Here is a 24,123-nt window from a genome sequence, read left to right as displayed (position 1 = left end):
GTACGTGCTCAATTAGAACAAAATTTGTTCTCAAAAGGTCAACAGGCCCTAGTCTTAGCCTCTAACGGGCCCTTAAGTTTCAGGATGGCTATGCGCAGCCGGCGTAAGTCCTGTCTAAGCTGACGCTTGAGCTGTTTGCTGGACCTTGGTGAGGGGCTTCGATATTTCAGCGTCATGTAACTTGTGGTGTAACGCTTCATGGGCTCGCTGAGCGCTGGCGCCGCGGTCAGCACCCGATTTTGATAAGCATCCACAGATTCGCCTTGGGCGCGGGGCAGCCCGCGTTTGGCCAGCATGGTACAGATCTGCTCGAACCCGGCGACTACCGGGTCAGGATGGCGGCTAAAGCGCAGCAGGCCGACACTGTAGGCGATAAAGAGGGCGATAACGCTGAAGGAGGCGATGACAAAGATGGCTACCTTGGTGGCGTTGATCTCACCCAGGAGCTCTTTAAGCAATTGAGTTTGCCTGTCTTCGTCGAAACCCAGCACCCATTTGCTCCAGTAGTAATCTATGCTGGCCAGGGACATCCTTAAATTGTTGAGCAGCGGATACTGGCGCAGCCTCAGGCTGCTGAAGGGGTTATTGATAAGATAGCTCTGCTCGGGTGAGAACAGGGCATCGAATCCCGCCTCGACCCGTTCGGGGGCGATCATGGCTGTGGGATCGAAGCGGGTCCAGCCCTTACCTTCGAGCCAGACCTCGACCCAGGCGTGGGCCATATACTGATAGACGCTGAGGTAACCGCCAGCCTGGTTCCACTCGCCGCCCTGATAACCCGTTACCATGCGCGCGGGCAGGCCTGATTGTCGGGCGAGGAATACCATGGCACTGGCATAGTGGGCGCAGAAACCGGCGCGGTTTTCAAACAGAAAGTCATCTATCTGGTGTGGGCCGACCCGAGGCGGTTCCAGGGTGTAGAAAAATGGCGCCTGGTTAAAGAGTGTCATGATGGCGTTAAGGCGCGACTCGGGCGCGGGATACTTGTGTTTCAGCTTAAGCCCCAGCGCCCGTGACCTTGGATTCGACTCCTTAGGGAGTTGAAGATTACGCTGCCTGAGTTCAGGCGAGAGTCGGCGATCGAGTTTCGCCTCAGGATAGGAGCTGACCCGATATTGATATTTCTGACTCAGGGGGGCCTTGACATACAGACGGCCATCGGGTAGCTCAAGAATATCTCGGGTATTGGTGTAGGCGAGATCCAGACCAAACAGCCAGTTTTGGTAACTCGGCTCGGCGATCACCTCGTAGTTTATCGGCGCACCTTCGGGATTGGGGCGAGCATTGGTCATGACTCGTTGTCGTTGTAGCGTCTTAATCTGCGGATCTTGGGTCCAGGTTTTGCCGTCGTAGTGATCCAGTACCAGGGTGCGCCAATAGAGCTGACTGTTGGCGGGGCGGCGAATGTCGAAGGTGACGCGATAGGCCAGGGCGCTTGAGCGGGTCAGCTTGCCGATATCGCCAAAGGCGAGTTCGTCGCTCAGTCCCGTGGTGGCATTTTTGGGGTTGGGCACCAGCCAGAGCGGTGGCAATCTGGGCAGCACCATAAACAGGACGATGGCCAGAGGCAGGCTCTGCACCATGAGCTTGGCCCCTAGCTTGGCGGTCCGCCGAATCGAACTGGCGTTTAGATAGAGGCTGACCAATACACAGATGTTGATGGTGGCCACCAGAGTTAATTGCAGGGTGAACCAGAGGCTCTGTCTCTCGATGAGGGTAACGGCAATCAGGAAAAAGCCCACCAGCACCACGGCGCGGACGTCACGCCTGTCGCGCATCTCGATATATTTGAGGGCGTAACCCAAGATCAGCAGGTTGATCAAGCCGTTTAACAGGCCTATCTGCGCCGTGACTAAGGCCAGAGTGACGGCGGAGGCGATCGCCAGTGTGGTCACTAGGTACCTGGGGGGCTTTGCCACCTTACCGACAAAGATCCCCACCCGCCACAACAGGCAGATGGCGCAAATAGCCATGCTCCAGGGCGTCATCTTATCGTACAGGGGGGCCAATACGCTGAGGTTGGCCAGCAGCAACCAGAGCAGGCTCTGACGGCCTATATTCTCACTCTTGCTATCGGCCATGGCTGGCCTCCAGATGGTCAGGATAGACGGCGAGGGTGCTGAGTACCAAGTGTCTATGTTGCTCGCCGCTGCCAGGCATCAGTGTCTTGCCCGGCAGCTTTAGGCCAAAGTTCTGTCCCTTGGCCGAGAGCCTATCTGCCGCCCAAGTCAGCAGGCTCACTTGCTCCTCTAAAGGCGCATTAGTGTCTAAGGTCAACCATTGGGGAGCGCTCTGGGGCTGCTCAAACTCTTTGGTGAGCATGCCGCGTCCCTGTGCCAGCTGCTTCCAGGCGATCTGATTGAGCGACTCACCGGTGACGAAGGGTTTGAGGCCGTGAAACTCCTCGACGCCGACGACGCGCTTGCCCCTCTCTTTTGTTTGATGATCATCGCCTTGCTGTTCGGCGCTGAGTTCATACTGGCCCGGTTTAGGCTGTGCAAACGCTATCTGAGCGTTGGCGAGATCCAGATGGGACCAGGCGCGGCACAGTCCCAGCGGATAGCGGCTCTCTACCCTGAGGCGGCCGGGCGCTACCCATCCTCGTCGGCTGTTACTCAGGGGGAGCAGGGCCTCCTGGGGCTTATCGTCGATTCGGTTTAGGGTCTGTACTCGCTGTTTTTCATAGCTAAGCTCCACCTGATGTTGCACCTGTTTGGCATGGAGGATGACGCCATAGAGCAGGGTCTCGCCCGCGTAGGCTTCGGGTCCTGTCTTGGCCTCGAGTGTCATGCCAGCCAGGTTGCGATAGCTGTAGATGATGCAGGTGTTGAAGAGGCTAAGCAGTAAGATAGAGAGTCCGATCACCAAATTGTTCTGGTAGTTGGTGCCAAAGAGAAACAGCAAGACCACGAACAGCAGCCAGAAGAGGCCAAAACCCGTGGGCAGGATAAAGATGCTTCGGTGGGCTAGGGTCACCTTATTGCTGGCGGGCAGGCGTCTGGCGATCCAGGCCTGCCACCATTGGCTGAGTCGGTTTTGCTTTCCCTTAGTATTCGCCATGGCTTATATCATATGGACTTATAAGATGGGGTTGGTGCTCGCGAGCAGACGCTGAGAGAGGGCCTCGCCCTGCTGTTGGCTGGTATGCCTTAACCTGTGCTCGGCCACGGCGGCAAATACCGCCTGTACATCGTCGGGAACCAGATAATTACGTCCCTGAATGAAGGCCCAGGCCTTGGCGGCACTGAGTAGCGCCTTGCTTGCCCTGGGGGATAGCCCGTAACCTTCGTTGAGCTGGCGTGAGCCCTTCACCAGCGCCAGGATATAGTTGAGCAGCGCCTCGGAGGCCTTGACCTTACTCACCTGAGATTGCAGCTCAATGAGGGTGAGGGGATCGATACAGGCGGGCAGGTGCTGTAACTGGGGCGAGATATCTTCTCCCTTTAGCATGGCCATCTCGGCGGTCTCGTCAGGATAGCCGATGGAGATCCGCATCATGAAACGGTCGAGCTGGGATTCCGGCAGGGGAAAGGTACCCGACTGTTCGCTGGGGTTCTGGGTGGCGATGACGAAGAAGGGACTCGGCAGGGCATGGGTCACGCCATCGACCGAGATCTGCTGCTCTGCCATGGCTTCCAGCAGCGCGCTCTGGGTCTTGGGGCTGGCACGGTTGATCTCATCGGCCAGGATCATCTGTTTAAAGATGGGGCCAGGATGGAACACAAATTGGGATTGTTCCTTATCGAAGATGGAGACGCCGAGAATATCCGCCGGCAGCATGTCGCTGGTAAATTGGATGCGTTGATGGCTCAGCCCCAGGCTCTGTGCCATCCCCTGAGAGAGGCTGGTCTTGCCCATGCCCGGCAGATCTTCGATCAGCAGGTGTCCCTTGGCGAGGATACAGGTAAGGGCCAGCTTGATCTGATGGGGCTTGCCCAGCAACACACGTTGCAGCTGGTTTAAGATCGCCGTGATGCTTAAATGAGACATGGAACTCCTTATTGCGAGCACTCGGTAGTCAAAATAAATCCTGATGATGAACTTTAACTATGAGGCAGAAGTCTATGATTGGCGAGCTTTTTTAGTCGAATTATCGAGTGAAATTTCAAGGCCATATTTGCCAGATTTTTGACATGGCCGCAAAGCTCACCACGATTGGCGAGGCTGGTTGTATGCCCGATGCCGGCGCCATCCTCTTGACAGGGCAATCGTTTGATAAAGCGGCTAACAGGAGCCCTAATATTTAAAGGCCAACTCCTGGGCGGAGAAGAGGGCGACGGGCTTTTGTTGTCTCGCCTGGTAGATGGCGCGATAACTCAGCACCGCCTGCACATACTCGCGAGTCTCGGTAAAGGGGATCGACTCGATAAAGGCAAAGACATCCAGCTTGCCCTGGCTGCGTTCTAGCCAGCGCGTGACCCTGTGAGGCCCGGCATTATAGGCGGCGGTGGCCAGCACTCGGTTACCATCGAATCTGTCGAGCAGCGACTTATAGTAACGGCTGCCAAGGCCGGTATTGAGCGAGACATCATAAAGGCTCTTGCTGCCGCGGTACTTGATGCCATGTTTGCGCGCCGTCTCTTTTGCCGTGGCAGGCATCAACTGCATCAGGCCGCGGGCACCCACACCTGAGGTGGCGTAGGGATAAAAGGCAGATTCTCTGCGGGCGATGGCGCGGATCTCATCAATATCGACCCTGGCATTTTTGCTGGCGGCCTTGAAGGCCTCGTCGGCGGCATAGGGAAAGCGCAGCGTCATGTCGTTCCACAGCTGCCCCTGTATGCTGGCCTGTACTGTTAGGTCGTGCCACTGGTTGCGGCTCGCCAGCAGGGCATACTGCGCCTGCTTCTGCTGCGGGTGGCGCCCAAGTAGCAATACCCATTCGGCGCGGGCATCAATTTTTTTATCCAGTGCCAGCAGCTCCTCAATCCGGGAAAGCCCGGGATCCTGCGCAAGCAGGGGCGTGAGCTTGTCGTCGAGCTGTGTGTCGATCTGTGCCAAGTTGATGGTGGTCGAAACCAGATCGGCGGCGGTAAAACCATAGAAGTTTCGCTGTTTACTCAGGGCGGGAAGGGCGGTATCGGCCACCTTAGTACCTGTCTCCGTCTGGCGCCTCGCTATCCAATATTGCCAGCGGGCTTTCTGGCGTTTGGATTCACTTAATAGCGGCAGATATTTGTCGAGGCTGTTATTGTCGGCCTCTCTTATCGCCCAGCGCAGGCGTAGCGCCTTAAGATCGTCGCTGTCTGTCTTAGGCAGGCGGCTATCGACGAAGGCTTTGAGCTCTGTCTCCTGGGCAATCAAGGCGCGCTTCATCAGGTAGCGCGACAGTTTTTGTGCTTGATAGTCGCTGAATCTGTGGGCCTTCTCATATTTTTGAAACAGGCTGACCGCCTTGATGAGATCTTTTCGGGCTAGGCGCCTGAGACCCGCATCGACGATATCGCCATAGATGGCGGCCTTCACCTTAAAGCGTTTGGTGTGTCTCAGGGTGCGGGGGTCTTGATAGACGGCAAGGAGCTGCTTGGCCTCTTTCTGATGAGCCGTCACCTTACTGGCCAGATATTTGAGCAGACTATATTCGCTGCCGTTGAAAGCCATTAGCATGCGCGACCAGAGCAGCGATTGACTGCGGTGTCCGGCTTTCTCCCAGGCGGTAAACAGAGGATCGCACTCCTTGGGGCGCGAATGTCCGTGAAGCCAGAGCTTCTTGGCGCCATCGAAGGCCTTGGCCTTGTCGCCTTGCCTTAGCTGGGCACGGTAGTAATAGCATTGCAGGCTGATGCTGCGGGGCTCTTGTGGGCTGATGGTGAGAAAGTCTTGCCAACGCTTTGTTTTACCAGCGCTTTCAAGATAGCGGTGGCGGGCACTGTTATAGAGCGGTGTGCCATCGAATCGCGTCATCGTCTTACGCGCCTCCTTACCTGGCGCAGCGAGTATGTTATCTATTTCCGCGTGGTAGTCGAGATAGGGGGTGAGCGGGTAGCCATTGAGTTGGGTTCTTAGGGCCTGATAGCGTTCCAGTTTGCCATCATCCAGCGCCTCTCTGGCGTCAAGGTAGCGCTGCTGGTTCTGGGTTAGGCTAGCCGCCGACAGCGTCATGGGGATGAGCGCACCTAAGCCTATGAGGAGATAACGTTTAGCCTGAAAAAGTGTGCCTAACCGCTGTGGCATTGTCTTCCTATCCTTGTCTACTGCTTTGCTCGATTCGCTCTGTGACGCATTTGTATTTGCTGGAGTGTAACGGTTGATCAATTCAGTTTTATGTCATGCTCCATATGCTCGCTGAGCGCCTGATCGAGTAACTGACTATCAAGCTGCTTATTGGTCGTGACACCCATCTGTTGCATCTGATGGGCCTGGCGGATCAAGTTCCCTTTACCTGTGCTTAGCTTACCCATGGCCGCCTGATAGTGTCTGTCCAGAGATTCAACCGCGCGACCTATCTTCTCCATGTCCTCGAGGTAACCACATAGCTTGTCGTAAATCTTGCCCGCCTGCTTGGCGATGAGCTGGGCGTTTTGGTTTTGATATTCATAGCGCCAGATGTTGTTGATGGTTCGCAGTGCCACCAGCAAGTTAGTCGGGCTCACCAGCATGATGTTGTTTTCCAGCGCATAGTTGATCAGGCTAGGTTCATGCTCGAGCGCCAACAGGAACGCGGGCTCCAATGGAATAAACATTAGCACATAATCCAGGCTTGTTAAGCCGTGAAGCGCCTGATAATCCTTTTGACTGAGGCCCTTGATGTGATTGCGGATCGATAGGCAGTGCTCCTTGATGGCGGCCGCCTTGACGCTGTCATCATCGCTGTTGAAGTAACGCTCGTAGGCCACCAGGGACATCTTGGCGTCTATCACCACATCTTTGTTTTCCGGCAGATGAATGATCACATCTGGCTTGAAGCGTTTACCATTGTCGTGTTTGAGATCTTGCTGGGTCTCATACTCGTGGCCCTCTCTCAGGCCGCTCTCTTGTAGCACGCGTTCGAGAATTACTTCGCCCCAGTTACCTTGCTGCTTGTTATCGCCCTTGAGCGCCTTGGTGAGGTTGATAGCGTCCTGACTCATTTGTAGGTTTAACGCCTTGAGTGACTCCAGTTGATGCTTAAGGGCGCTGCGCTCATTCTGCTCGACAGTATAAGATTCCTGTACCTGCTTTCTAAAACCTTCAAGCTGTTGTTTAAAGGGAGAAAGCACGTTAGAGAGCTGTTGTTCGCTCTCATGTTGTAAACGCTGCGCCTTAGCATCAAAAATTTTGTTGGCGAGATTTTCGAATTGTTGGGTCAGGCGCGACTCTGATTCGTGCAGATGTTTAATCTTGTCTTCCAGTGCCTGTTGCTCGGTCTCAAACTTGACCGTCAGCGTCTGCTGAATGGCGTTGGACTTGGACAGGGCCAGTTGGGTCTCCATCTGTTTGCGCTGGCTCTGCTGGAGTTGTAGCTCGAGATCGTCGACGCGCTGTGCCTGGGCCTGGCTCATGCCGAGCAGATTAATCTGATGTTCAAGCTTCTGGTTGAGCTGAGCGACATCGCTGCGCTTCTCTTCCAGCGATGCTTCCAGCAGTGCGATGGCGGTGCCGTGTTCCTGGACTAGCTCCTCTCTTACCCTCTGCCATTTGCTGCGGGTGAGGCGCTGGTTGAGTAGGGCACCGATCAGCAGTGCTAACATGGCCACCGCGGCTAAGACGATGATTTGTGGGAGAGATAGAGGAAGTTGTGTCAACATAGTCGATACCCGTTATAAGCTTGGCGTTAAGCCTCTCATGAGGCCAATGCAGGTTCAAGGGGGGATAGGGCAAATGACGAACACTTGTTCGTTAAATATTATTTAGGTGAAATTTTTTAAGGGTTTTGACTATCTAATTAAGCATGGGCTGAAACGCAACGTATATAAGGTGGTAGCAGATATGGCGAAGGGCATCATAGGAACGGGAAGAAAAGCTTGGCAGGAGAAGAGTGCACATGTCACGCCAGAGGCAGTATTTAACGATAGACGCAATATCGTCAAGGCACTCGGTCTAGGTGCGCTGGGAGCCAGCATTCCCGGACAGGTGCAGGCGGGACTGTTTGACCTGTTTGGTCAATCTGAGCCCCATGCTCCCTTTGTGACCCATCCACTGGCATTTAGTCGCAACAATGCCTTTGGTCAGCAGGAGATCTTAACGCCTGAAAAGAAGGTGACGACCCACAACAACTACTACGAGTTTGGTACCAGCAAGACAGATCCCGTCGAGAATGCCCAAGGCTTCAAGGTGGATCCCTGGGTACTGCGGGTCGAGGGCATGGTAGACAAGCCGCTCACACTGGATCTGGACGACTTGACCAAGTTGCTGCCACTGGAAGAGCGCATCTATCGGCTTCGCTGTGTCGAGGCCTGGTCTATGGTGATCCCTTGGGTGGGTTTTCCGTTAAAAGCCCTGCTAGCCAAGGCAGGGATTAAGGCTGGTGCGACCCATGTGGCCTTTGAGACCCTGTTCGACCCCGACCAGATGCCGGGGCAGAAGAGTCGACTGATGGGAGGCGGTATTCATTATCCCTATGTGGAAGGGCTGCGACTGGATGAGGCTACCAATGAACTGGCCTTCATGGCCGTTGGCCTCTACGGCAAGACGCTGCCGCCGCAAAACGGTGCGCCTATCCGCTTGGTGGTGCCTTGGAAGTATGGCTTCAAGAGCATCAAGTCTGTGGTCAGGATCCGCGTAATGGACAAGCAGCCACCCACTAGCTGGAACCAACTGGCCCCCCACGAATATGGTTTCTATGCCAATGTGAATCCTAAGGTGGATCACCCTAGGTGGTCTCAGGCGACAGAGCGGCGCATAGGTGAGGGCGGGATCTTCTCGGCGCAGCGCATCGCGACCTTGCCCTTTAACGGCTATGGCGAGCAGGTGGCCCATCTCTACAAGGGAATGGATCTGCGTCAGTACTATTAGATTCATTTGAATACAAGCGAGCCATAAAGAGGAGAAGTCTTTGTTTCGATTGCAAGCCAGGCATCTGTTGCCGCTCAAGCTAGTGTTTCATCTTATCGCCCTCGTTCCCCTCGGGGTGTTGGTGTGGCGAGTGCTAACCGAACAGCTTGGGGGCGATCCGGTGCAGTACATCATTCACTATACCGGAATGGGGGCGATCAATTCCCTGATCGCCGTGCTACTTATCTCGCCGGTAGCGAAGTATTTTAAGCTCGGGCTCTTGATGCAAACCCGCCGCTTAGTGGGCTTGTATGTGTTTGCCTATGCCAGCTTACACATCTTGGCTTTCTTGAGCCTCGACCTGCTGTTTGCCTGGCAACTGCTGCTAAGTGAGATCGTTAAACGTCCCTATATTATGGTGGGCGCCACGGCCTATCTCATCTTGTTGCTGCTGGCGATTACCTCGTTTGCCAAGGTCAGACGAGCCATGGGGCGGCGCTGGCAGCAATTGCATAACTGGGTCTATCTGGTGGCTTTACTGGCACCGATCCATTTTTATTGGTCGGTTAAATCTGAGGTGATCGAGCCGAGCCTTTATCTGATTGGCTTGATCTGTTTGTTATTGATCAGAGTTAATTTCAAGCAGTTGCAGCGGCGCTTTTCACTGAGGACGAGCTAGGGAAGGTGCGAATAAGTCCCGTGCTTGCTCTGCGTGTGCTTAAAGTGGATAGATGCAAGGCACAGTTTGCAGCGAATGGCCCTAGTCCTTCGCAAGAACTGTAACGCAGCAAATACCGCAGTAAGCCTCGCCCTGCGGGGCTTTGATAGCAACACCATTTCGGCGTTATTCAACTTCAGCAGGCCTCGGCATGCCCTCAGTTGAATGCCTTGAACTGTCGCTGCTATCAAAGCCAGAGCTGTGCGACGANCGTGCTTGCTCTGCGTGTGCTTAAAGTGGATAGATGCAAGGCACAGTTTGCAGCGAATGGCCCTAGTCCTTCGCAAGAACTGTAACGCAGCAAATACCGCAGTAAGCCTCGCCCTGCGGGGCTTTGATAGCAACACCATTTCGGCGTTATTCAACTTCAGCAGGCCTCGGCATGCCCTCAGTTGAATGCCTTGAACTGTCGCTGCTATCAAAGCCAGAGCTGTGCGACGACTTGTTCGCACCTTCCCTAGGTAGTTAGCGGCTTTGACAAAAGGTTTTGAATGGGCGAGATTTAAGGAGTTGTCATATTTTTCTGTCACTTGCCCTAAGGTGATCGCCATGAATGCCATATTTGCCCTGCTTCGTAAGTTTAAAATTGCCCACCGTTTGCTATTCATGTTGCTGTTGGCCATCGTCGCCACCGGCATCATGTTTGTGTTTGCGCTGGCCAACATTGAAGAAGTCTTGGTTAAGGAGAAACAGGCCAAGTTATCGGCGCTGTCCGATGTGGGTGAGAAGGTGATCAGCCAGTTCTATGATGCGGCACAAGCTGGCACCATGAGCACGGAAGAGGCTCAGCGCAGTGCTATCGCGGCCTTGGATGCCCTGAGGTATGAGGGGAACGAATATTTCTGGACCATCGACAGACAAGGGGTCATGGTACAGCATGCCTTTGCCAAGAAGCTGGTAGGCACCAATGTTTTGGGGATGAAAGACCCCAATGGTGTCAGGCTATTTGAGAAGATGGTGACAGGCACGGCCAATAGCGATTATGCGTTAATCGAATATATGTGGAATCGACCCAACGCCTCCGCGCCGAGCCCTAAGATGAGTGTGGTTAAGCGTTTCACGCCCTGGGGCTGGATCGTGGGGACGGGCATCTATGTCGATGATATTGATGAGGAGATGCAGGCCTTTATCGGCAAGTATCTGCTGATCTGCGTCGCGGTCTGGCTGCCTGTGATTCTGATCTTAGGGGCTATTTCCCGCAGTATCTCTTCGCCCATGGCCGATACCATCGCCGCCTTTGAAAATATTGCTCGCGGGGAGGGGGAGCTTACCCTAAGGCTGGAAGAATCTGGCCGCGACGAACTCAAACAGGTGGCGGCAAGCTTTAACGAGTTTGTGGCCAAAATTCAGGCCCTGGTGAATTCGGTGAGTGCTTCCGTGAGCCACAGCCGAGAGCTGGCCGAAGGTTTAGCCGATATTTCAGCCCAGGCCAGTGCGGTGACGGCCAACATGCAGGCGGAGACTCAAAGCGTTGCCACGGCCATCAACGAGATGTCCATGGCTTCTTCTGAGGTGGCCTCTAATGCCCAGCTCGCCGCCGACAGTGCTGGCAGCGCCGATGGTGAGGCCGACAATACCGTGGCCGTGGTCGATGGCGCCGTGGCCAAGATTAAGGGCCTGTCTAATGAGCTAGAGGTAACCGCCGATGAGGCGCAGGCGCTGCAGATAAGCTCAGGCAAGATAGGACAGATCCTGGATGTGATTGTCGGTATCGCCGAACAAACTAATCTGTTGGCGTTAAATGCCGCTATCGAGGCGGCGAGAGCCGGCGAGGCGGGACGAGGCTTTGCCGTGGTGGCCGATGAGGTGCGTACCCTGGCGAGCAGAACCCAGGAGTCGACTCAGGAGATCAATGCCATTATTGAGGCGATTCGTGCCTCGGTAGATAGTGTCAACGCCTCGGTGGCCAGAGCCAAGTCACAGTCGGAGCAGACGGTAGGTGAAACCAGTCAGGTGGTTGAGGCGCTGCAAACCATCAAGTCTTCTATCAGGCAGATCTCAGACATGAATATTCAGATCGCCACCGCGACGGAGGAACAGAGCGCGGTGATCGCCGAACTGAATATGAATGTGACCCGTATTAACGATATATCGCTGGAGAATCAGCAGAAGAGTGAAGAGATTGGCAGTACCAGTGAGCAGATAAAATCGGGTTCGGCGGATCTCGAGTCTCTTATCTCGACCTTTAAGCTGTAGTAAAAAAATAACCTGCCCGGCGGCAGGTTATTTAGTTTGCGTCGACGTTTGTTGCATGATCTCCAGTACGCGGTCGTAGGAGATGCCATATTCGCGGGACAGGTTAATGACCTTAGTCTTATAGGTTTGAATGTTTTCCTGACGGGCGAGGTTGGCCTGCTCTTCGTCAACCAAATTACCCACGACTTCTTGCAAGATCAGCAGTCTGCGTAGGTTAAAGTCTAATGTTCTAAGATATTTATCCATCTGCGCATGGGTTCGCGCCTGACTCAGTTCGCTGCTATTTTTTTGCTCGTAACCATATTTGTCGAGCGCAGCCATTGCATCATGTAAATCGATATGATCTGTCATTATTTTCCACTATTGCTTGGCCGATATTGGCTAAGGAAGGTGCGAATAAGTCCCGTGCTTGCTCTGCGTGTGCTTAAAGTGGATAGATGCAAGGCACAGTTTGCAGCGAATGGCCCTAGTCCTTCGCAAGAACTGTAACGCAGCAAATACCGCTGTAAGCCTCGCCCTGCGGGGCTTTGATAGCAACACCATTTCGGCGTTATTCAACTTCAGCAGGCCTCGGCATGCCCTCAGTTGAATGCCTTGAACTGTCGCTGCTATCAAAGCCAGAGCTGTGNGCTTGCTCTGCGTGTGCTTAAAGTGGATAGATGCAAGGCACAGTTTGCAGCGAATGGCCCTAGTCCTTCGCAAGAACTGTAACGCAGCAAATACCGCTGTAAGCCTCGCCCTGCGGGGCTTTGATAGCAACACCATTTCGGCGTTATTCAACTTCAGCAGGCCTCGGCATGCCCTCAGTTGAATGCCTTGAACTGTCGCTGCTATCAAAGCCAGAGCTGTGCGACGACTTGTTCGCACCTTCCCTAATATCGACGGGTCTGTTAGTCAGGATATTGTTGTATTATCTTGATGATTAAATCGCCAATCTATATTAGCGAAGGCACATTCTAAAACCGATTGAATTTAAATTCATCTAATTTTCATTTTATATGTGCCTTGTTATAGTAACTTAATTTTTCTTTGTCCTGCAGGGAGGCTGCAATGCAAGATTTACTGCCCGATCTCTTTGACCAATATGAGACACAATTGTCGCTGTTGGCGCCCCATTATCGACAGTTTGGCCAGAAGCGTATCTTCTGGGGCGAGGTGGTTACGGTGAAGTGTTTTGAAGACAACTCTAAGGTCAAGCAACTGCTGGCACAGCCTGGTGAAGGCAGGGTGCTGGTGGTGGATGGCGGTGGCTCTAACCGTCGCGCGCTGCTTGGCGACATGATAGCGCAGAGTGCAGTGGACAATGGCTGGAGTGGCATAGTGATCAATGGCTATGTGCGTGACGTGGGCGCGTTAGCACAGATGCCCATTGGAATTCAGGCACTTGGCGCGAACCCCATCAAGACGGATAAGCGGGATATTGGCGATGTCAACGTTACGCTAGAGATAGATCGCGTTATAATTAAGCCAGGTATGATGCTATATGCCGACGATAATGGCGTTGCCCTATCGTCAGAGCAGTTGGATCTCTCGCAATTGGCCTAATGGGTCATTGCTCACCCTTACCAGACGGAACCTGTTATGAAATTTGTAAAATGGCTAGCGATCGTATTTGCCTCGCTTTTTATATTACTGATCGCCTATCTCACGTTCATCTTCGATCCCAATGACTTTAAGCCGCAAATTGTCGAGGCGGTAAAGAAGCAGACGGGACGCGATCTGCTCATCAATCAAGATCTTAGCTGGACCTTTTTCCCCAGCATAGGCATCACCCTTGGTGATATCAGTCTCTCGAACCCCAAAGGCTTTAAACATGACACCATGCTCAAGGTCGATGGCATAGTGGCCGAGGTAGCACTGGTACCGCTTTTGAGTAAAGAGGTTGAGATCGCTCAGCTTAACTTAGATGGCCTGACGCTTAACTTCGACAGCTACAAGAATGGCCGCAGCAGCATGGACGGTCTGACCGCAGGTAGCGAGAAAGGCAGCGATAAGGCAGAAGGCAAGGCTGATACATCAGGCGCTGCCCAGGGGAGCGTACAACTTAGCAGCCTGAATATCGGCGGCATCGCGATCACTAACACTCAGGTCAATCTCTATGACGAGGCGACAGGCCAGGTTCAGGCGCTGAGCCTAGAGTCGTTAACCTTAGGCGAGTTCGCTCTGGGGCAATTTGCCGATCTGGGTTACAAGTTCTCCATGACGCAGCCCGATATGAAGGTGAGTAGCCAAGGTAAAGGTCAGATTAAGGTCGATACCAGCCTGGCCAAAATAGCCATCAAGGATTTTGAGATTGAAAATACCCTCGAAGGGGATGCCATTCCCAATAAGCGCATGAACATTAATCTCACCACAGGTCTCGAGCTGGATAATAATGCCAAGACCATGGCGTTGGTGCTCTCTAGCCTGAACATCGAGCAGATTAAGGCTCAGGGCAAATTGTCGGTCAATTACGGCGGCAAGGTGCCCGATGTGGTGGCTGCCATGAGCTTTGGTGATATCGACGTGACTCCCTTTATGGCAAAAGATGAGGCCGCAAAAGGTGAGGATAAGACGGCTGAAGGTAAGGCCAGTGCGCCAGCTAAGGAGCCAGATCTTACCGGCATGAAGGCGGTCAACCTCAAGCTGGATCTCGATGCCAAGTCGGTGGTTGCCGATAAGATCAAGACAGAAAACTGGCTGATGAAGCTTACCCTTAAGAATGGGGTATTGGACGTTAGCCAGCTCAGCGCAGATCTCTATCAGGGCAAGTTGCTTGCCAGTGCTCAGTTAGATGGCCGCAAACCTGTTGCCAGCTATCGCTTTAACAAGAAGATCTCCGGCATCAAGGTGCGTCCTCTGTTAACCGATGCCGCTAAGGTCGACATGCTGGCTGGTACCACTAACTTTGAGGTGGCAGGAACAGGCTTCAGCCTGATCCCCGACAACATCAAGCGCAATCTCAACGCCAAGGGGCAGTTCGAGGTCGCCGATGGCGCGCTGTACGGGGTGAACATCCCTCAGATGCTGCGCGATGCCAAGGCGAAACTCGGCGGTAACTTAAATGCTGCCTCCAGCGGTGAAAAGAAAACCGACTTCACCAGCCTGACCGGCAGCTTTACCATGGCTAAGGGGATAGTGACCAACCCGGATCTCAACATGGCATCGCCATTGATCCGCCTGCAGGGTAAGGGTAATGTAAATCTACTCTCTGAGGCGATCGATTATGCCCTTAAGACCTCGGTTGTCGGTTCTCTAGAGGGCCAGGGCGGTGCGGAGAAAGATGTGCTCTATGGTGTCGACATTCCATTTGCAATCGGCGGTACCATAGGCGAGCCTAAGTTCTCACTGGATACGGCAGCCCTGTTTGATGCCAAGCTCAAGAAGGAAACCGAGAAGGCGACCGACGAGCTGAAAGACAAGCTGTTTAAGAAGCTAGGTGGTTTGTAACGCTCGGCTGTATCGGCAGAGCCTAAAGGTCAGTAGCAAGCCAGCATTGATTGACTCAACAAAAAGATTGGCTTAACGATAGGATTGGCCTAACAATAAAAAAGCGATGCCTAGGCATCGCTTTTTTGTTTTCATTCATCGCCCCTAAAGGCGATCATCTATCAATCGGTAAGATTAAAACCGGATTATTATACCCATCACAGTAAACATGTGATCAGAAATAGCGCAGGAAAAACGCTTGAGAACAAAGCAGGATTTTTAGATAAGTATTCTACAATTAAAAATACTAATACAGTTATCGAACGTTTTAACAAGCTAGAATGATCAATTATTTATTACGATTGGTATTAAACCCGAGACTTGGTCACATCCACATACAGGGTCAGCTTCTGCCCCGGTTGCAGGTATTTCTTAGTCGAAAGGCTGTTCCATTTCACCAATTGGTTTACGCTGACATTAAACTTACTGGCGATCTTTGCCAGGGAATCGCCCGAACGCACCGTGTAGTTCACCGTGCGGGTAACTGACTTGCCGTTACCTTTTTGCCAGATCACCAGTTTCTGTCCGATAGAGAGGGGATCCTTTGGCGCCATGCCATTCCACTTGGCCAGCTTAGCGACGCTCACTTTGTGCTGCTTGGCGATCAACCAGAGAGAATCGCCAGATTTTACCTTGTAAGTCAGCTTATAGCCGCTACCGCCTGACTGACGCTTCTGCAGGCGCTGCTCGGCCGATAGCAGATATTTAGCCGGATCCTTGGATGATACAGGTATCAACAGGTGCTTACCGGCGATGATGCGGTTGTTCTTGATATCGTTCACCGCGCGAAGGGCCGATGGCGTGGTATTGAAGCGCTTGGCGATCAGCCCGAGGCTATCGCCGGACTTTATCTTGTAACGTTGCCACTTGAGGCGTTGGTCCTTATCGCTGGCGGCCAACTTGGTTTCAAACAGTTCGGCGTGCTCCAGCGGCACCACCAGACGATGTGGGCCTTCAGGCGCCGTGGCCCACTGATTAAAACCTGGGTTGAGCGAATGTAGTTCATTGAGCTTCATTCCGGCCATGTCGGCGGCCAGGGCCAGATCGATCTGGCTGCCCACATCAACAATTTTGAGCTGTGGCTGGTTCGGGATGGGGTAGAGGGAGATCCCGTAGTCATCGGCGTTGGCGATCACATCGGCAAGCGCCAGCAGCTGAGGTACGTAGCGCTCTGTCTCCCGCGGCAGATCCAGTGCCCAGAAGTCGGTTGCCAGCCCCTTGCCCTGATTGCGTTTGACCGCATTGAGCACGCGCCCTTCGCCTGTGTTATAGGCGGCGATGGCGTACAGCCAGTTGTTATGGGTCTTCTGATAGAGATACTCCATCATGTCCAGTGCGGCAACGGTGGCGGCGGGCACATCGCGGCGACCGTCGTACCACCAGTTCATCTCCAGACCGAAGTGTTTGGCCATGGGGGCGGTAAACTGCCACAGGCCAGAGGCCGCGCCATGGGAGTAGGCGAAGGGATCGAAGGCGCTTTCGACAATCGGCAGCAGTGCCAGTTCGATAGGCAGGTTACGCTTCTCAATCTCTTCGACAATAAGATACATGAAGGGCTCGGCGCGCTCCGATACCCTGGCTAGGTGCTGAGGATGCTTCAGATACCAGTTACGGTACTGATTAACCAGTTTTTGATCCGGCACTGGCAGGCTGAGGCCAAGGCGGATGCGTTGCCATACGTCGGTGATCTGAATCGGTTCAGGCTCGACAGGGGCTGTGATTTGAGGCTCGACGACCACGGGCGCCGTGGCGGGCGTCGGCGTGGCCGGTTCCGGCTGGGTAAAGCTTTGACAGCCTGCAAGCAGGGAGAGCCCCCCTGCAACCAGGACAATGGGTAAGCGCATCGACAATAATTCCTTAATTTTGGGTCCCTCTCGGAATGCGAAAACCCTCAGGCTCGCTCTGCGGGGACTTAATTAGCGCGCCATTGTATAGGAATTATCAGAAGTTGTCTTTCCATTGACGTAGAAGCGTGAAACTGGTGTCGTTATCTGTCACATCTTGAGCGAAATGACGACTCAGGTTCTGCTTGATGCTTGGTTGCTCGGGGCGAAGGAAGGGGTTGATCTGTTTCTCTACACCTATGCTGCTAGGGAGACTCGGCTCGTTTCGTTCTCGAAGCTGTTTAACCTTGTCGGCGTGGGCTATGAGCGCTTCATTGTCATCCTCGACCGTCAAGGCAAAGGCCAGGTTGGCTTGGGTATATTCGTGAGCGGGATAGACTAGGGTGCCATCATCGAGCTGAGCCAAGGTCAGTAGCGACTGTCGCATCTGGGCGGGTGTCCCCTCAAACAGGCGACCACAGCCTGCGCTAAACAGGGTGTCGCCGCAGAAGAGATGATCGTCAATCAGGTAGGCGATATGCCCCAGGGTGTGGCCGGGAAGGTGAAAAATCTTGGCCTCACTGTCGAGTTTTTCGGGTTTAACCACTCGTGTCTGACCCGAGATAGGATGGTTGATCCCCTTGATATTTTCGTTATCTGGCCCGTATACGGTGAGCTTATGGTCGTGCTGCGCCTGAAGCTCAGCGATGCCACCTGTGTGATCGCTGTGGTGGTGGGTAATTAAGATGCCATCTAGCACAATTTGATGCTGCTGGAGATAGTCTAATACAGGACTGGCATCACCGGGATCGACCACATAATAGCCTCGGTTCTCTTTTGCATGAATGAGCCAGATATAGTTATCGTTGAAGGCGGGGATAGGGGTAACAGTATGCATACTCGTCTCTTACTGGGATTGGGTGACACGGATTTAGTTTACTGAGCAAAGCTATTGCGTGTATAGCGCTTTAGGGATTTAATACTAAAATAGTCAAATCATTAGGGAAACCGGAAAAGTGAGTTGCGGAGTGGCCAGTGTCCTTTAATGTGACAAAACCCCAGACTTGGCAGGAGTTGCCCAACGGCTTGTGGCTGCAAGAGGCCATAGAGGATAAGTTGATGCCCTGGTGGCCCAAGGTGTTTGGCTATCATATGCTCTGCATGGGGCCCCTCAGCCATGCCTTAGAGAAGCCCAATCTGCCTATCGGCCGGGAGTTTTCCCTGTGTGAGTCTGCCCTGTGCTGCCTGCAGGGGGAGTATTCTCGTCTGCCGATTCAAAATGGGGTGATCGACGCCGTGGTCTGTTCCATGTTGCTCGATTTCGAGGCCAATCCCTATAGCGTGCTACGGGAAGCCGACCGGGTGCTTATCTCGGGGGGCTACCTGTTTATCATAGGCTTTAATCCGTTGAGCCCCGCTTTCTTAGGCAAGATGTTGCCCAGCCGCCAGGAAAAATTACCCTGGAGCGGCCGTTTCTTCACCCCTGCAAGGGTGAAGGACTGGCTGGGGCTGTTGGGTTATCAGGTGGTGGGCGATGAGCGTCTGGTCTACCATCATCTGCTGAGTGAGATCCGCGGCGATTCTATCTGGCAGCATGCGCTGCAGGCCTGGCTGCCTGGTAGTGGCAGCGTCTATATCTTGGTGGCCCGTAAACTCGATTCGCCCTTGACGCCTATCATGGATAGGCAGAAGGTGCGTCAGCCTAAGTGGTCGACCGCGCCGACGGCGGGGCGGGTCAAGCAGTTTAGGTCTAAGTAGTTAGGTCTAAGTAATCAGGTCTAAGCAATCAGGCTTAAGCAATTAGCCGTTAACTGTTAGTCCTTGGGTTGATAGCCGGTATCGACCGCGCTCGGACTGGCCTCGGCGGCCTCTCGCGCCAGGGTATCGCAGCGCTCATTTTCGATATGGCCCGCGTGACCCTTCACCCAGCGCCAGTCTATCTTGTGTTGGTTAGTGGCGGCATCGAGGCGCTGCCAGAGGTCGACGTTTTTTACTGGTTCTTTGGCGGCGGTGAGCCAGCCGCGCTTCTTCCAGCCATGGATCCATTGAGTGATCCCCTGCCGCATATATTGGCTGTCGCTGGTGAGAATGATCTCACAGGGCTCCTTAAGGGCCTCAAGCGCCATGATGGGAGCCAGAAGTTCCATGCGATTATTGGTGGTCAGGGCAAAGCCACCGCTGAGTTCTTTCACATGGGCCCTATATTTCATCACGACCCCATAGCCGCCGGGGCCAGGATTGCCCAGGCAAGAACCATCGGTAAAGATTAAGAGTTGTTTCAGTCCGTGCATCAAGTTGCTACCATAGCGAATTCGGACTGCATTATACCCAATATTTTTTTGTAAAAGCGTGTAATTATATGAATATTATCTCCAATGCTAAGCGCCAAGTGATTCTCGATACCGAAACCACGGGTATGAACCAGGGGGCTGGTGCCGTCTATTTTGGCCATCGTATTATCGAGATAGGCTGTGTCGAAGTGATTAACCGTAAGCTGACTGGCCGCCATTTTCACGAATATATCAATCCGATGCAGGCGATCGACGAAGAGGCGATCACCGTCCACGGCATCACCAACGAGTTTGTGGCCGATAAGCCGACCTTTGCTCAGGTCGCCCCCGCCTTCCTCGAATTTATCGACGGCGCCGAGATAGTGGCGCACAACGCGAACTTCGACGTGAGCTTCATGGATCATGAGTTTTCGCTGCTTACGCCTAAGGGGCCCAAGACGACAGATATCTGTCAGGTGTTGGATTCCCTGGAGATCGCCAAGTTTCTCCACCCCGGTCAGAAGAACAACCTCGACGCCCTGTGTAAGCGTTACGGCATAGATAACTCGCGCCGTGAACTCCACGGGGCTTTGTTGGATGCCGAGATTTTGGCCGATGTTTACCTCATCATGACCGGGGGACAAACCAAGTTTGAACTTTCAAATGAAAAGCCGGGGCAGGAGAGTGGCGGCATCATACGTCTCGCTCAAAATCGCGCAAACCTTAAAGTGATCGGCGCAACGGCCGATGAACTGAATATGCATGAGCAAAGATTAGATTTGGTCGAAAAATCAGGACAATGTATTTGGCGAGGATAAACGTCATTTTATGAAAAATTGGCTGCTGCGCGCGATTCTTACCTCAGGATTAATGCTGCTCTGTTTGAACGCCACCGCCCAGGTGGTGCCTTCTTCCCAGGCGAGCGAGCTTAAAAATCGTTTCAGAATCGATCATATGGTCGATGAACTGACCCTGTTTGTGCAACGGGAGTATGGCAGCGCGCCTGTGATCATAGTGCAGCCCGACGGTAGCAAATGGTATGTCTCCCGTCATCCCGAGTCGGTGCAGTGGGTCGACGGCCTTAGCGGCGACATCATCACCATCAAATCCCCCATGCCGGGGCCTTGGCAACTGCTGGGTAAAGTCGCCAAGGGCTCTAAGATCGATAAGGTGTCCAAACTGGGCATAGAGGTCGACCCCATGCCACAGCCTCTCTATCAGGGCGAGCGCATCAAGATCACCGCTAAGTTGTTGGGTGACGAGCAGCGCATGCGTATGCCGGGGTTGGATTACCTGGTGGATTGGACGGCGAAATTTATCAGTGAGCACAGACCCGGAGACGAGAACTTTGCCGCCGGTACCCTGATTGTCGGCAGCTATAAGGACAATGGTGAGGGCTTAGACGGCGCGCCGGACGATGGCATCTTTACTGCCGATATCAACCTCAACCAACCCTGGGGTCATTATCGTTTCTTGGTCAGCGCAAAAAACAGCACCTTCAGTCGCGAGGCTGGCGGCGATATCGTACTGCTGCCCATGCCAGTTTCCCTATCTGTCATCGCCCCGGCAGATCCATTAAAAGGTCGCTGGCAGGTGGAGGTCAATGTCGATGATGAGCAACTACAGCTGGCCAACACCCATTTCGAGTTTGAGTTAGTCGGCCCTGCCGGTCTGCAGTTGACGCTGCCGGTGCAGAAGGTTACGGATAAAAGAATGCAGCTGACCCTGCCACAGGTGTCTGAGTTTGGCAGTTATCGCATTAAAGGCATTGCCGCGGCGACCTCAGTCTCTGGGCGCGAAGTATTGCTGACCCTGCCTGAAAAGTTCTTTAACCTGGTGCCGCCGCCCGAGCCGCCACCGACGGCCGAAGAGCTGGCGGCCATTGCGGCCAAAAAGGCGGCCATCGCCGAGGCCAAGGCGAAAGATGATGCCATGTTCTGGATAATCACAATTAATCTAACACTGCTGATCTTAGGGACGCTGGCACTCCTAGTATGGCGTAAGCGGCAGAACCTTAAGCAGGCACTGGCGGTAACCGCCGCACGTCTAGAGGAGGAGCGGGCCAAGGAGATGGGACCGACTCTGGATGAGATCGATTTGACCATGCCGGAAGAGGGCGAGCAAAAGCCACCGAAGCGGATAAAAGCTAGCCTTTCTCGTTGAATGCCCTCGCTTGGTTGGCGAATTTTTAACTGATTAGTTTGTTTCAGGAAAAAAGTTATTGACGGGACTAGGTGGCCTAAGTATTATCCATCGCAACTTGATGTGGAGCGGTAGTTCAGTTGGTTAGAATACCGGCCTGTCACGCCGGGGGTCGCGGGTTCGAGTCCCGTCCGCTCCGCCAATCAAGTACCTAATTTTGATGAAATGCCAAGGCGTTTTATCCGAGTTTAGGAGCGGTAGTTCAGTTGGTTAGAATACCGGCCTGTCACGCCGGGGGTCGCGGGTTCGAGTCCCGTCCGCTCCGCCAACTACATTGAAGCCTCGTCAGCAATGACGGGGCTTTTTTGTATGTTTTTTATAGTACGAACCATATTTAGGACGAGTTGTGCCCGTCGCAGGGTTCGTGTGGTTTCTGTCACTTGTACCGCTTGTATCTAAACCTCTTTTGAGAGAATGGTGGCCTGTCGCATCGGAGTCGCGGGTTCGAGTCCCGTCCGCTCCGCCAACTTAATAGAACGGGAATCAGTCACTTACTGATTCCCGTTTTTTCTTTGGGGCATTTTAGGGGCAAATTCACTATTGCCGCCATTTCTGGTTCATTGCACAACTTTCACTTTCAAGTTCATTTGGCCTCCAGCTTTAATGATTAGGCAGTAAGCCAAGCAACACTGACTGCGTTGCGATCTATTTGTGTTCACTCAAATTTTTTGACATTTTTATTAAATTTACTGCTTAGTTTTACTGCGTTTATCAAGTACATACTGTAGTATCGTTAGAATTTTCTAACGACATGTACTGAATACGATGGCCGATAACAATTTCTCTTCAACAGCAGCGTTTTTATGGTCGGTGGCTGACCTTCTACGTGGTGATTTCAAGCAATCTCAATACGGACGTATCATTCTCCCTTTCACTCTACTAAGACGCTTAGAGTGTGTGCTTGAAGCAACAAAACCAGACGTTCTCACAAAATACGAAGCTGTAAAAGCAATGCCAATTGAGGCACAAGATAAGCTACTGACGCACACAGCTCAGTTAAGCTTTTACAACACGTCAAAAATGGATTTAAACCGCCTTGGTGAAACAGGTGTGGCGAGTAACCTAGAGAGCTACATTCAGTCGTTCAGCCCTAATGCTCGTGAGATTTTTGAGCACTTCGATTTCTTCAACACTATCGACAAACTAGAAGAAGCGGATCTGCTTTACAAAGTAGCGAAACGCTTTGCAACTACAGATCTTTACCCTAATACTATTAGCAACTACGGTATGGGCTTGGTGTTTGAAGAACTGATCAGACGCTTTGCAGAAAGCTCTAATGAAACGGCAGGTGAGCACTTCACACCAAGGGACATTGTTGAACTAACAACATCACTACTATTCGCCAATGAAGAAGAATTAACCAGTTCTGGCTTGGTTCGTTCTATTTACGATCCTACAGCTGGTACGGGTGGTTTCTTGTCGTCAGGTATGGAATACGTTCATAACCTTAACGACAAAGCCTCTCTTTCTGCTTTTGGTCAGGAACTAAACCCAGAGTCATACGCAATCTGTAAAGCGGATATGCTTATCAAAGGGCAAAAGGTCGATAACATTAAACTAGGTAATACCCTATCTAATGACCAACTTCGCACCGAGAAGTTTGACTATATGCTGTCAAACCCTCTGTAGTGGTCAACTAAAATTGGCCACGGTTTTGTATTCAAGCCAGTATCTTCGCTCTGACTCATTGGGTGTCAGCCCACCGTTATATTGATGTGGTCTCAGCTGACTGTAATACCCCGTCACATATCGCGAAATTTCACTCTTAGCCTCACCGATATCCCGATAGCCGGTYATCGGTATCCATTCTGTTTTTAAGCTTCTAAAGAAGCGCTCCATCGGGCTGTTGTCCCAGCAGTTTCCTCGTCGACTCATGCTCTGCTTAATATGATAGCGCCAGAGCTGTTGGCGGAAGCGGCGGCTGGTATAGTGGCTTCCTTGGTCACTATGGAACATTAGGTCTTTSGGCCTTCCTCGCGCCTCAAAGGCCATGGTTAGTGCCTTGCTTGTTAGCGCACTATCGGGCGAAAATGACATCGCCCACCCCACCGGTTTTCGTGCAAACAAGTCCAGAACAACGGCAAGGTAAGCCCATCGTTTTCCTGTCCACACATAGGTCACATCGCCACACCACACTTGATTGGGAGCCGTCACAGCAAACTGGCGGTCAAGGAGATTAGGGATGGCGACATGCTCCTTGTCTGCCTTTTTGTAGCGATGTTGCGGCACCTGGCAGCTCACTAGCCCCAGCTTCTTYATCAGCCTTGTGGCACGATAGCGCGTCAATCTCACGCCAGCAGTCGTCACCATATCAGCCAGGGTTCTGGCACCCGCTGACCCATTGCTGGCTTCATAAGCCTCCCGCACCATGCTGTGCAACTTTATCTGCTTCGAATCAATGGTGATAGSTCTGCTTCGCCAATACTTGTAACTGCTGCGGTGAATACTAAATACTGAACAAATCCGCTTTACGCTATGGCTCTTCCTGAGTTTCTCGACTAACGAGAACTGTTCAGTGAGTCTGACATCAAGA

18 protein-coding genes, 2 tRNA genes and 1 pseudogene are annotated in these 24,123 nt (G+C 52.9%); 11 read left to right on the top strand and 10 right to left on the bottom strand.

Features of this window, described 5'->3' with window-relative positions; all coding sequences use genetic code 11:
- Positions 1–38: 38 nt before the first annotated feature.
- The 5 genes from L1D47_RS14815 to rmuC all read right to left on the bottom strand — a co-directional run bounded on the left by L1D47_RS14815 (position 39) and on the right by rmuC (position 7,727).
- Positions 39–2,081 carry a DUF3488 and DUF4129 domain-containing transglutaminase family protein gene (locus tag L1D47_RS14815; RefSeq protein WP_239885831.1) on the bottom strand — a complete coding sequence of 681 codons (2,043 nt, stop codon included), beginning with the start codon at positions 2,079–2,081 and terminating at the stop codon, positions 39–41.
- Entirely contained in the window at positions 2,071–3,060 is a 990-nt protein-coding gene (locus tag L1D47_RS14810) for a DUF58 domain-containing protein (protein WP_239885830.1), read from the bottom strand. The genes L1D47_RS14815 and L1D47_RS14810 overlap by 11 nt, the downstream gene beginning before the upstream one ends.
- An 18-nt stretch (positions 3,061–3,078) precedes the next feature.
- Positions 3,079–3,990 (bottom strand): MoxR family ATPase, encoded by a 912-nt coding sequence (locus tag L1D47_RS14805; RefSeq protein WP_239885829.1) that lies wholly within the window; start codon positions 3,988–3,990, stop codon positions 3,079–3,081.
- A gap of 246 nt (positions 3,991–4,236) precedes the next feature.
- On the bottom strand, positions 4,237–6,174 hold the full coding sequence (locus L1D47_RS14800; protein WP_239885828.1) for a transglycosylase SLT domain-containing protein: 1,938 nt from the start codon (positions 6,172–6,174) through the stop codon (positions 4,237–4,239).
- 77 nt (positions 6,175–6,251) lie between these two features.
- The gene (rmuC, locus tag L1D47_RS14795; protein WP_239885827.1) at positions 6,252–7,727 is read right to left on the bottom strand and encodes a DNA recombination protein RmuC; all 1,476 of its coding nucleotides are present in this window, start codon (positions 7,725–7,727) and stop codon (positions 6,252–6,254) included.
- A gap of 181 nt (positions 7,728–7,908) precedes the next feature.
- On the opposite strand from rmuC, the gene msrP reads away from it, so the two are divergent.
- The 3 genes from msrP to L1D47_RS14780 all read left to right on the top strand — a co-directional run bounded on the left by msrP (position 7,909) and on the right by L1D47_RS14780 (position 11,827).
- Positions 7,909–8,934, top strand: coding sequence for a protein-methionine-sulfoxide reductase catalytic subunit MsrP (msrP, locus tag L1D47_RS14790; RefSeq protein ID WP_239885826.1), 1,026 nt, complete (start codon positions 7,909–7,911; stop codon positions 8,932–8,934).
- A gap of 40 nt (positions 8,935–8,974) precedes the next feature.
- On the top strand, positions 8,975–9,592 hold the full coding sequence (msrQ, locus tag L1D47_RS14785; protein WP_239885825.1) for a protein-methionine-sulfoxide reductase heme-binding subunit MsrQ: 618 nt from the start codon (positions 8,975–8,977) through the stop codon (positions 9,590–9,592).
- Positions 9,593–10,180: 588 nt separating this feature from the next.
- Complete coding sequence (locus L1D47_RS14780; RefSeq protein WP_239885824.1) at positions 10,181–11,827, top strand: methyl-accepting chemotaxis protein; 1,647 nt, start codon at positions 10,181–10,183, stop codon at positions 11,825–11,827.
- A gap of 27 nt (positions 11,828–11,854) precedes the next feature.
- On the opposite strand, the gene L1D47_RS14775 is transcribed toward L1D47_RS14780, so the two are convergent.
- Positions 11,855–12,178, bottom strand: coding sequence for a hypothetical protein (locus L1D47_RS14775; protein ID WP_041511129.1), 324 nt, complete (start codon positions 12,176–12,178; stop codon positions 11,855–11,857).
- A 699-nt stretch (positions 12,179–12,877) separates the two neighbouring features.
- On the opposite strand from L1D47_RS14775, the gene L1D47_RS14770 reads away from it, so the two are divergent.
- Positions 12,878–13,372 carry a putative 4-hydroxy-4-methyl-2-oxoglutarate aldolase gene (locus L1D47_RS14770; RefSeq protein ID WP_041511130.1) on the top strand — a complete coding sequence of 165 codons (495 nt, stop codon included), beginning with the start codon at positions 12,878–12,880 and terminating at the stop codon, positions 13,370–13,372.
- A 36-nt stretch (positions 13,373–13,408) separates the two neighbouring features.
- Positions 13,409–15,256, top strand: coding sequence for an AsmA family protein (locus tag L1D47_RS14765; RefSeq protein ID WP_239885823.1), 1,848 nt, complete (start codon positions 13,409–13,411; stop codon positions 15,254–15,256).
- A gap of 347 nt (positions 15,257–15,603) precedes the next feature.
- Here the strand turns inward: L1D47_RS14765 and L1D47_RS14760 are convergent, their stop codons facing one another.
- Together L1D47_RS14760 and gloB are read right to left on the bottom strand one after the other, a co-directional pair.
- Positions 15,604–17,139, bottom strand: coding sequence for a LysM peptidoglycan-binding domain-containing protein (locus L1D47_RS14760; RefSeq protein ID WP_239885822.1), 1,536 nt, complete (start codon positions 17,137–17,139; stop codon positions 15,604–15,606).
- 97 nt (positions 17,140–17,236) lie between these two features.
- Positions 17,237–18,016, bottom strand: a complete 780-nt coding sequence (gloB, locus tag L1D47_RS14755) for a hydroxyacylglutathione hydrolase (RefSeq protein ID WP_239885821.1) — start codon at positions 18,014–18,016, stop codon at positions 17,237–17,239.
- 137 nt (positions 18,017–18,153) lie between these two features.
- On the opposite strand from gloB, the gene L1D47_RS14750 reads away from it, so the two are divergent.
- Entirely contained in the window at positions 18,154–18,876 is a 723-nt protein-coding gene (locus L1D47_RS14750; protein ID WP_239885820.1) for a class I SAM-dependent methyltransferase, read from the top strand.
- Positions 18,877–18,932: 56 nt separating this feature from the next.
- Here the strand turns inward: L1D47_RS14750 and rnhA are convergent, their stop codons facing one another.
- Entirely contained in the window at positions 18,933–19,409 is a 477-nt protein-coding gene (rnhA, locus tag L1D47_RS14745; RefSeq protein WP_041511135.1) for a ribonuclease HI, read from the bottom strand.
- A 68-nt stretch (positions 19,410–19,477) separates the two neighbouring features.
- Between rnhA and dnaQ the strand changes: the two genes are divergently transcribed.
- From dnaQ to L1D47_RS14720, 5 genes and pseudogenes are all read left to right on the top strand, one after another.
- Positions 19,478–20,206 carry a DNA polymerase III subunit epsilon gene (gene dnaQ / locus L1D47_RS14740; RefSeq protein ID WP_041511136.1) on the top strand — a complete coding sequence of 243 codons (729 nt, stop codon included), beginning with the start codon at positions 19,478–19,480 and terminating at the stop codon, positions 20,204–20,206.
- Positions 20,207–20,258: 52 nt separating this feature from the next.
- On the top strand, positions 20,259–21,551 hold the full coding sequence (locus L1D47_RS14735; protein ID WP_239885837.1) for a TIGR03503 family protein: 1,293 nt from the start codon (positions 20,259–20,261) through the stop codon (positions 21,549–21,551).
- Between the two features lie 104 nt (positions 21,552–21,655).
- Positions 21,656–21,732 (top strand) — tRNA-Asp (locus L1D47_RS14730).
- A gap of 49 nt (positions 21,733–21,781) precedes the next feature.
- Positions 21,782–21,858 (top strand) — tRNA-Asp (locus L1D47_RS14725).
- 497 nt (positions 21,859–22,355) lie between these two features.
- Positions 22,356–23,213 (top strand): annotated as a pseudogene (locus L1D47_RS14720) (class I SAM-dependent DNA methyltransferase); the annotation flags it as partial.
- A gap of 9 nt (positions 23,214–23,222) precedes the next feature.
- Here the strand turns inward: L1D47_RS14720 and L1D47_RS14715 are convergent.
- A partial coding sequence (locus tag L1D47_RS14715) for an IS3 family transposase (protein WP_239885819.1) occupies positions 23,223–24,123 on the bottom strand: 901 nt, incomplete at its 5' end.

The organism is Shewanella sp. Isolate7 (genome assembly GCF_022398425.1).
Lineage (GTDB): Bacteria > Pseudomonadota > Gammaproteobacteria > Enterobacterales > Shewanellaceae > Shewanella.
This window is presented reverse-complemented; position numbering and strand designations above follow the sequence as displayed.

What these genes read in the sequence shown, in the direction of transcription:
- L1D47_RS14765 (WP_239885823.1), top strand. Translation starts at nt 13,409, where the DNA reads ATGAAATTTGTAAAATGGCTAGCGATCGTATTTGCCTCGCTTTTTATA.
- L1D47_RS14810 (WP_239885830.1), bottom strand. Translation starts at nt 3,060, where the DNA reads ATGGCGAATACTAAGGGAAAGCAAAACCGACTCAGCCAATGGTGGCAG.
- dnaQ (WP_041511136.1), top strand. Translation starts at nt 19,478, where the DNA reads ATGAATATTATCTCCAATGCTAAGCGCCAAGTGATTCTCGATACCGAA.
- L1D47_RS14780 (WP_239885824.1), top strand. Translation starts at nt 10,181, where the DNA reads ATGAATGCCATATTTGCCCTGCTTCGTAAGTTTAAAATTGCCCACCGT.
- L1D47_RS14775 (WP_041511129.1), bottom strand. Translation starts at nt 12,178, where the DNA reads ATGACAGATCATATCGATTTACATGATGCAATGGCTGCGCTCGACAAA.
- msrP (WP_239885826.1), top strand. Translation starts at nt 7,909, where the DNA reads ATGGCGAAGGGCATCATAGGAACGGGAAGAAAAGCTTGGCAGGAGAAG.
- gloB (WP_239885821.1), bottom strand. Translation starts at nt 18,016, where the DNA reads ATGCATACTGTTACCCCTATCCCCGCCTTCAACGATAACTATATCTGG.
- rnhA (WP_041511135.1), bottom strand. Translation starts at nt 19,409, where the DNA reads ATGCACGGACTGAAACAACTCTTAATCTTTACCGATGGTTCTTGCCTG.
- rmuC (WP_239885827.1), bottom strand. Translation starts at nt 7,727, where the DNA reads ATGTTGACACAACTTCCTCTATCTCTCCCACAAATCATCGTCTTAGCC.
- L1D47_RS14815 (WP_239885831.1), bottom strand. Translation starts at nt 2,081, where the DNA reads ATGGCCGATAGCAAGAGTGAGAATATAGGCCGTCAGAGCCTGCTCTGG.
- L1D47_RS14735 (WP_239885837.1), top strand. Translation starts at nt 20,259, where the DNA reads ATGCTGCTCTGTTTGAACGCCACCGCCCAGGTGGTGCCTTCTTCCCAG.
- L1D47_RS14805 (WP_239885829.1), bottom strand. Translation starts at nt 3,990, where the DNA reads ATGTCTCATTTAAGCATCACGGCGATCTTAAACCAGCTGCAACGTGTG.
- L1D47_RS14760 (WP_239885822.1), bottom strand. Translation starts at nt 17,139, where the DNA reads ATGCGCTTACCCATTGTCCTGGTTGCAGGGGGGCTCTCCCTGCTTGCA.
- L1D47_RS14770 (WP_041511130.1), top strand. Translation starts at nt 12,878, where the DNA reads ATGCAAGATTTACTGCCCGATCTCTTTGACCAATATGAGACACAATTG.
- L1D47_RS14800 (WP_239885828.1), bottom strand. Translation starts at nt 6,174, where the DNA reads ATGCCACAGCGGTTAGGCACACTTTTTCAGGCTAAACGTTATCTCCTC.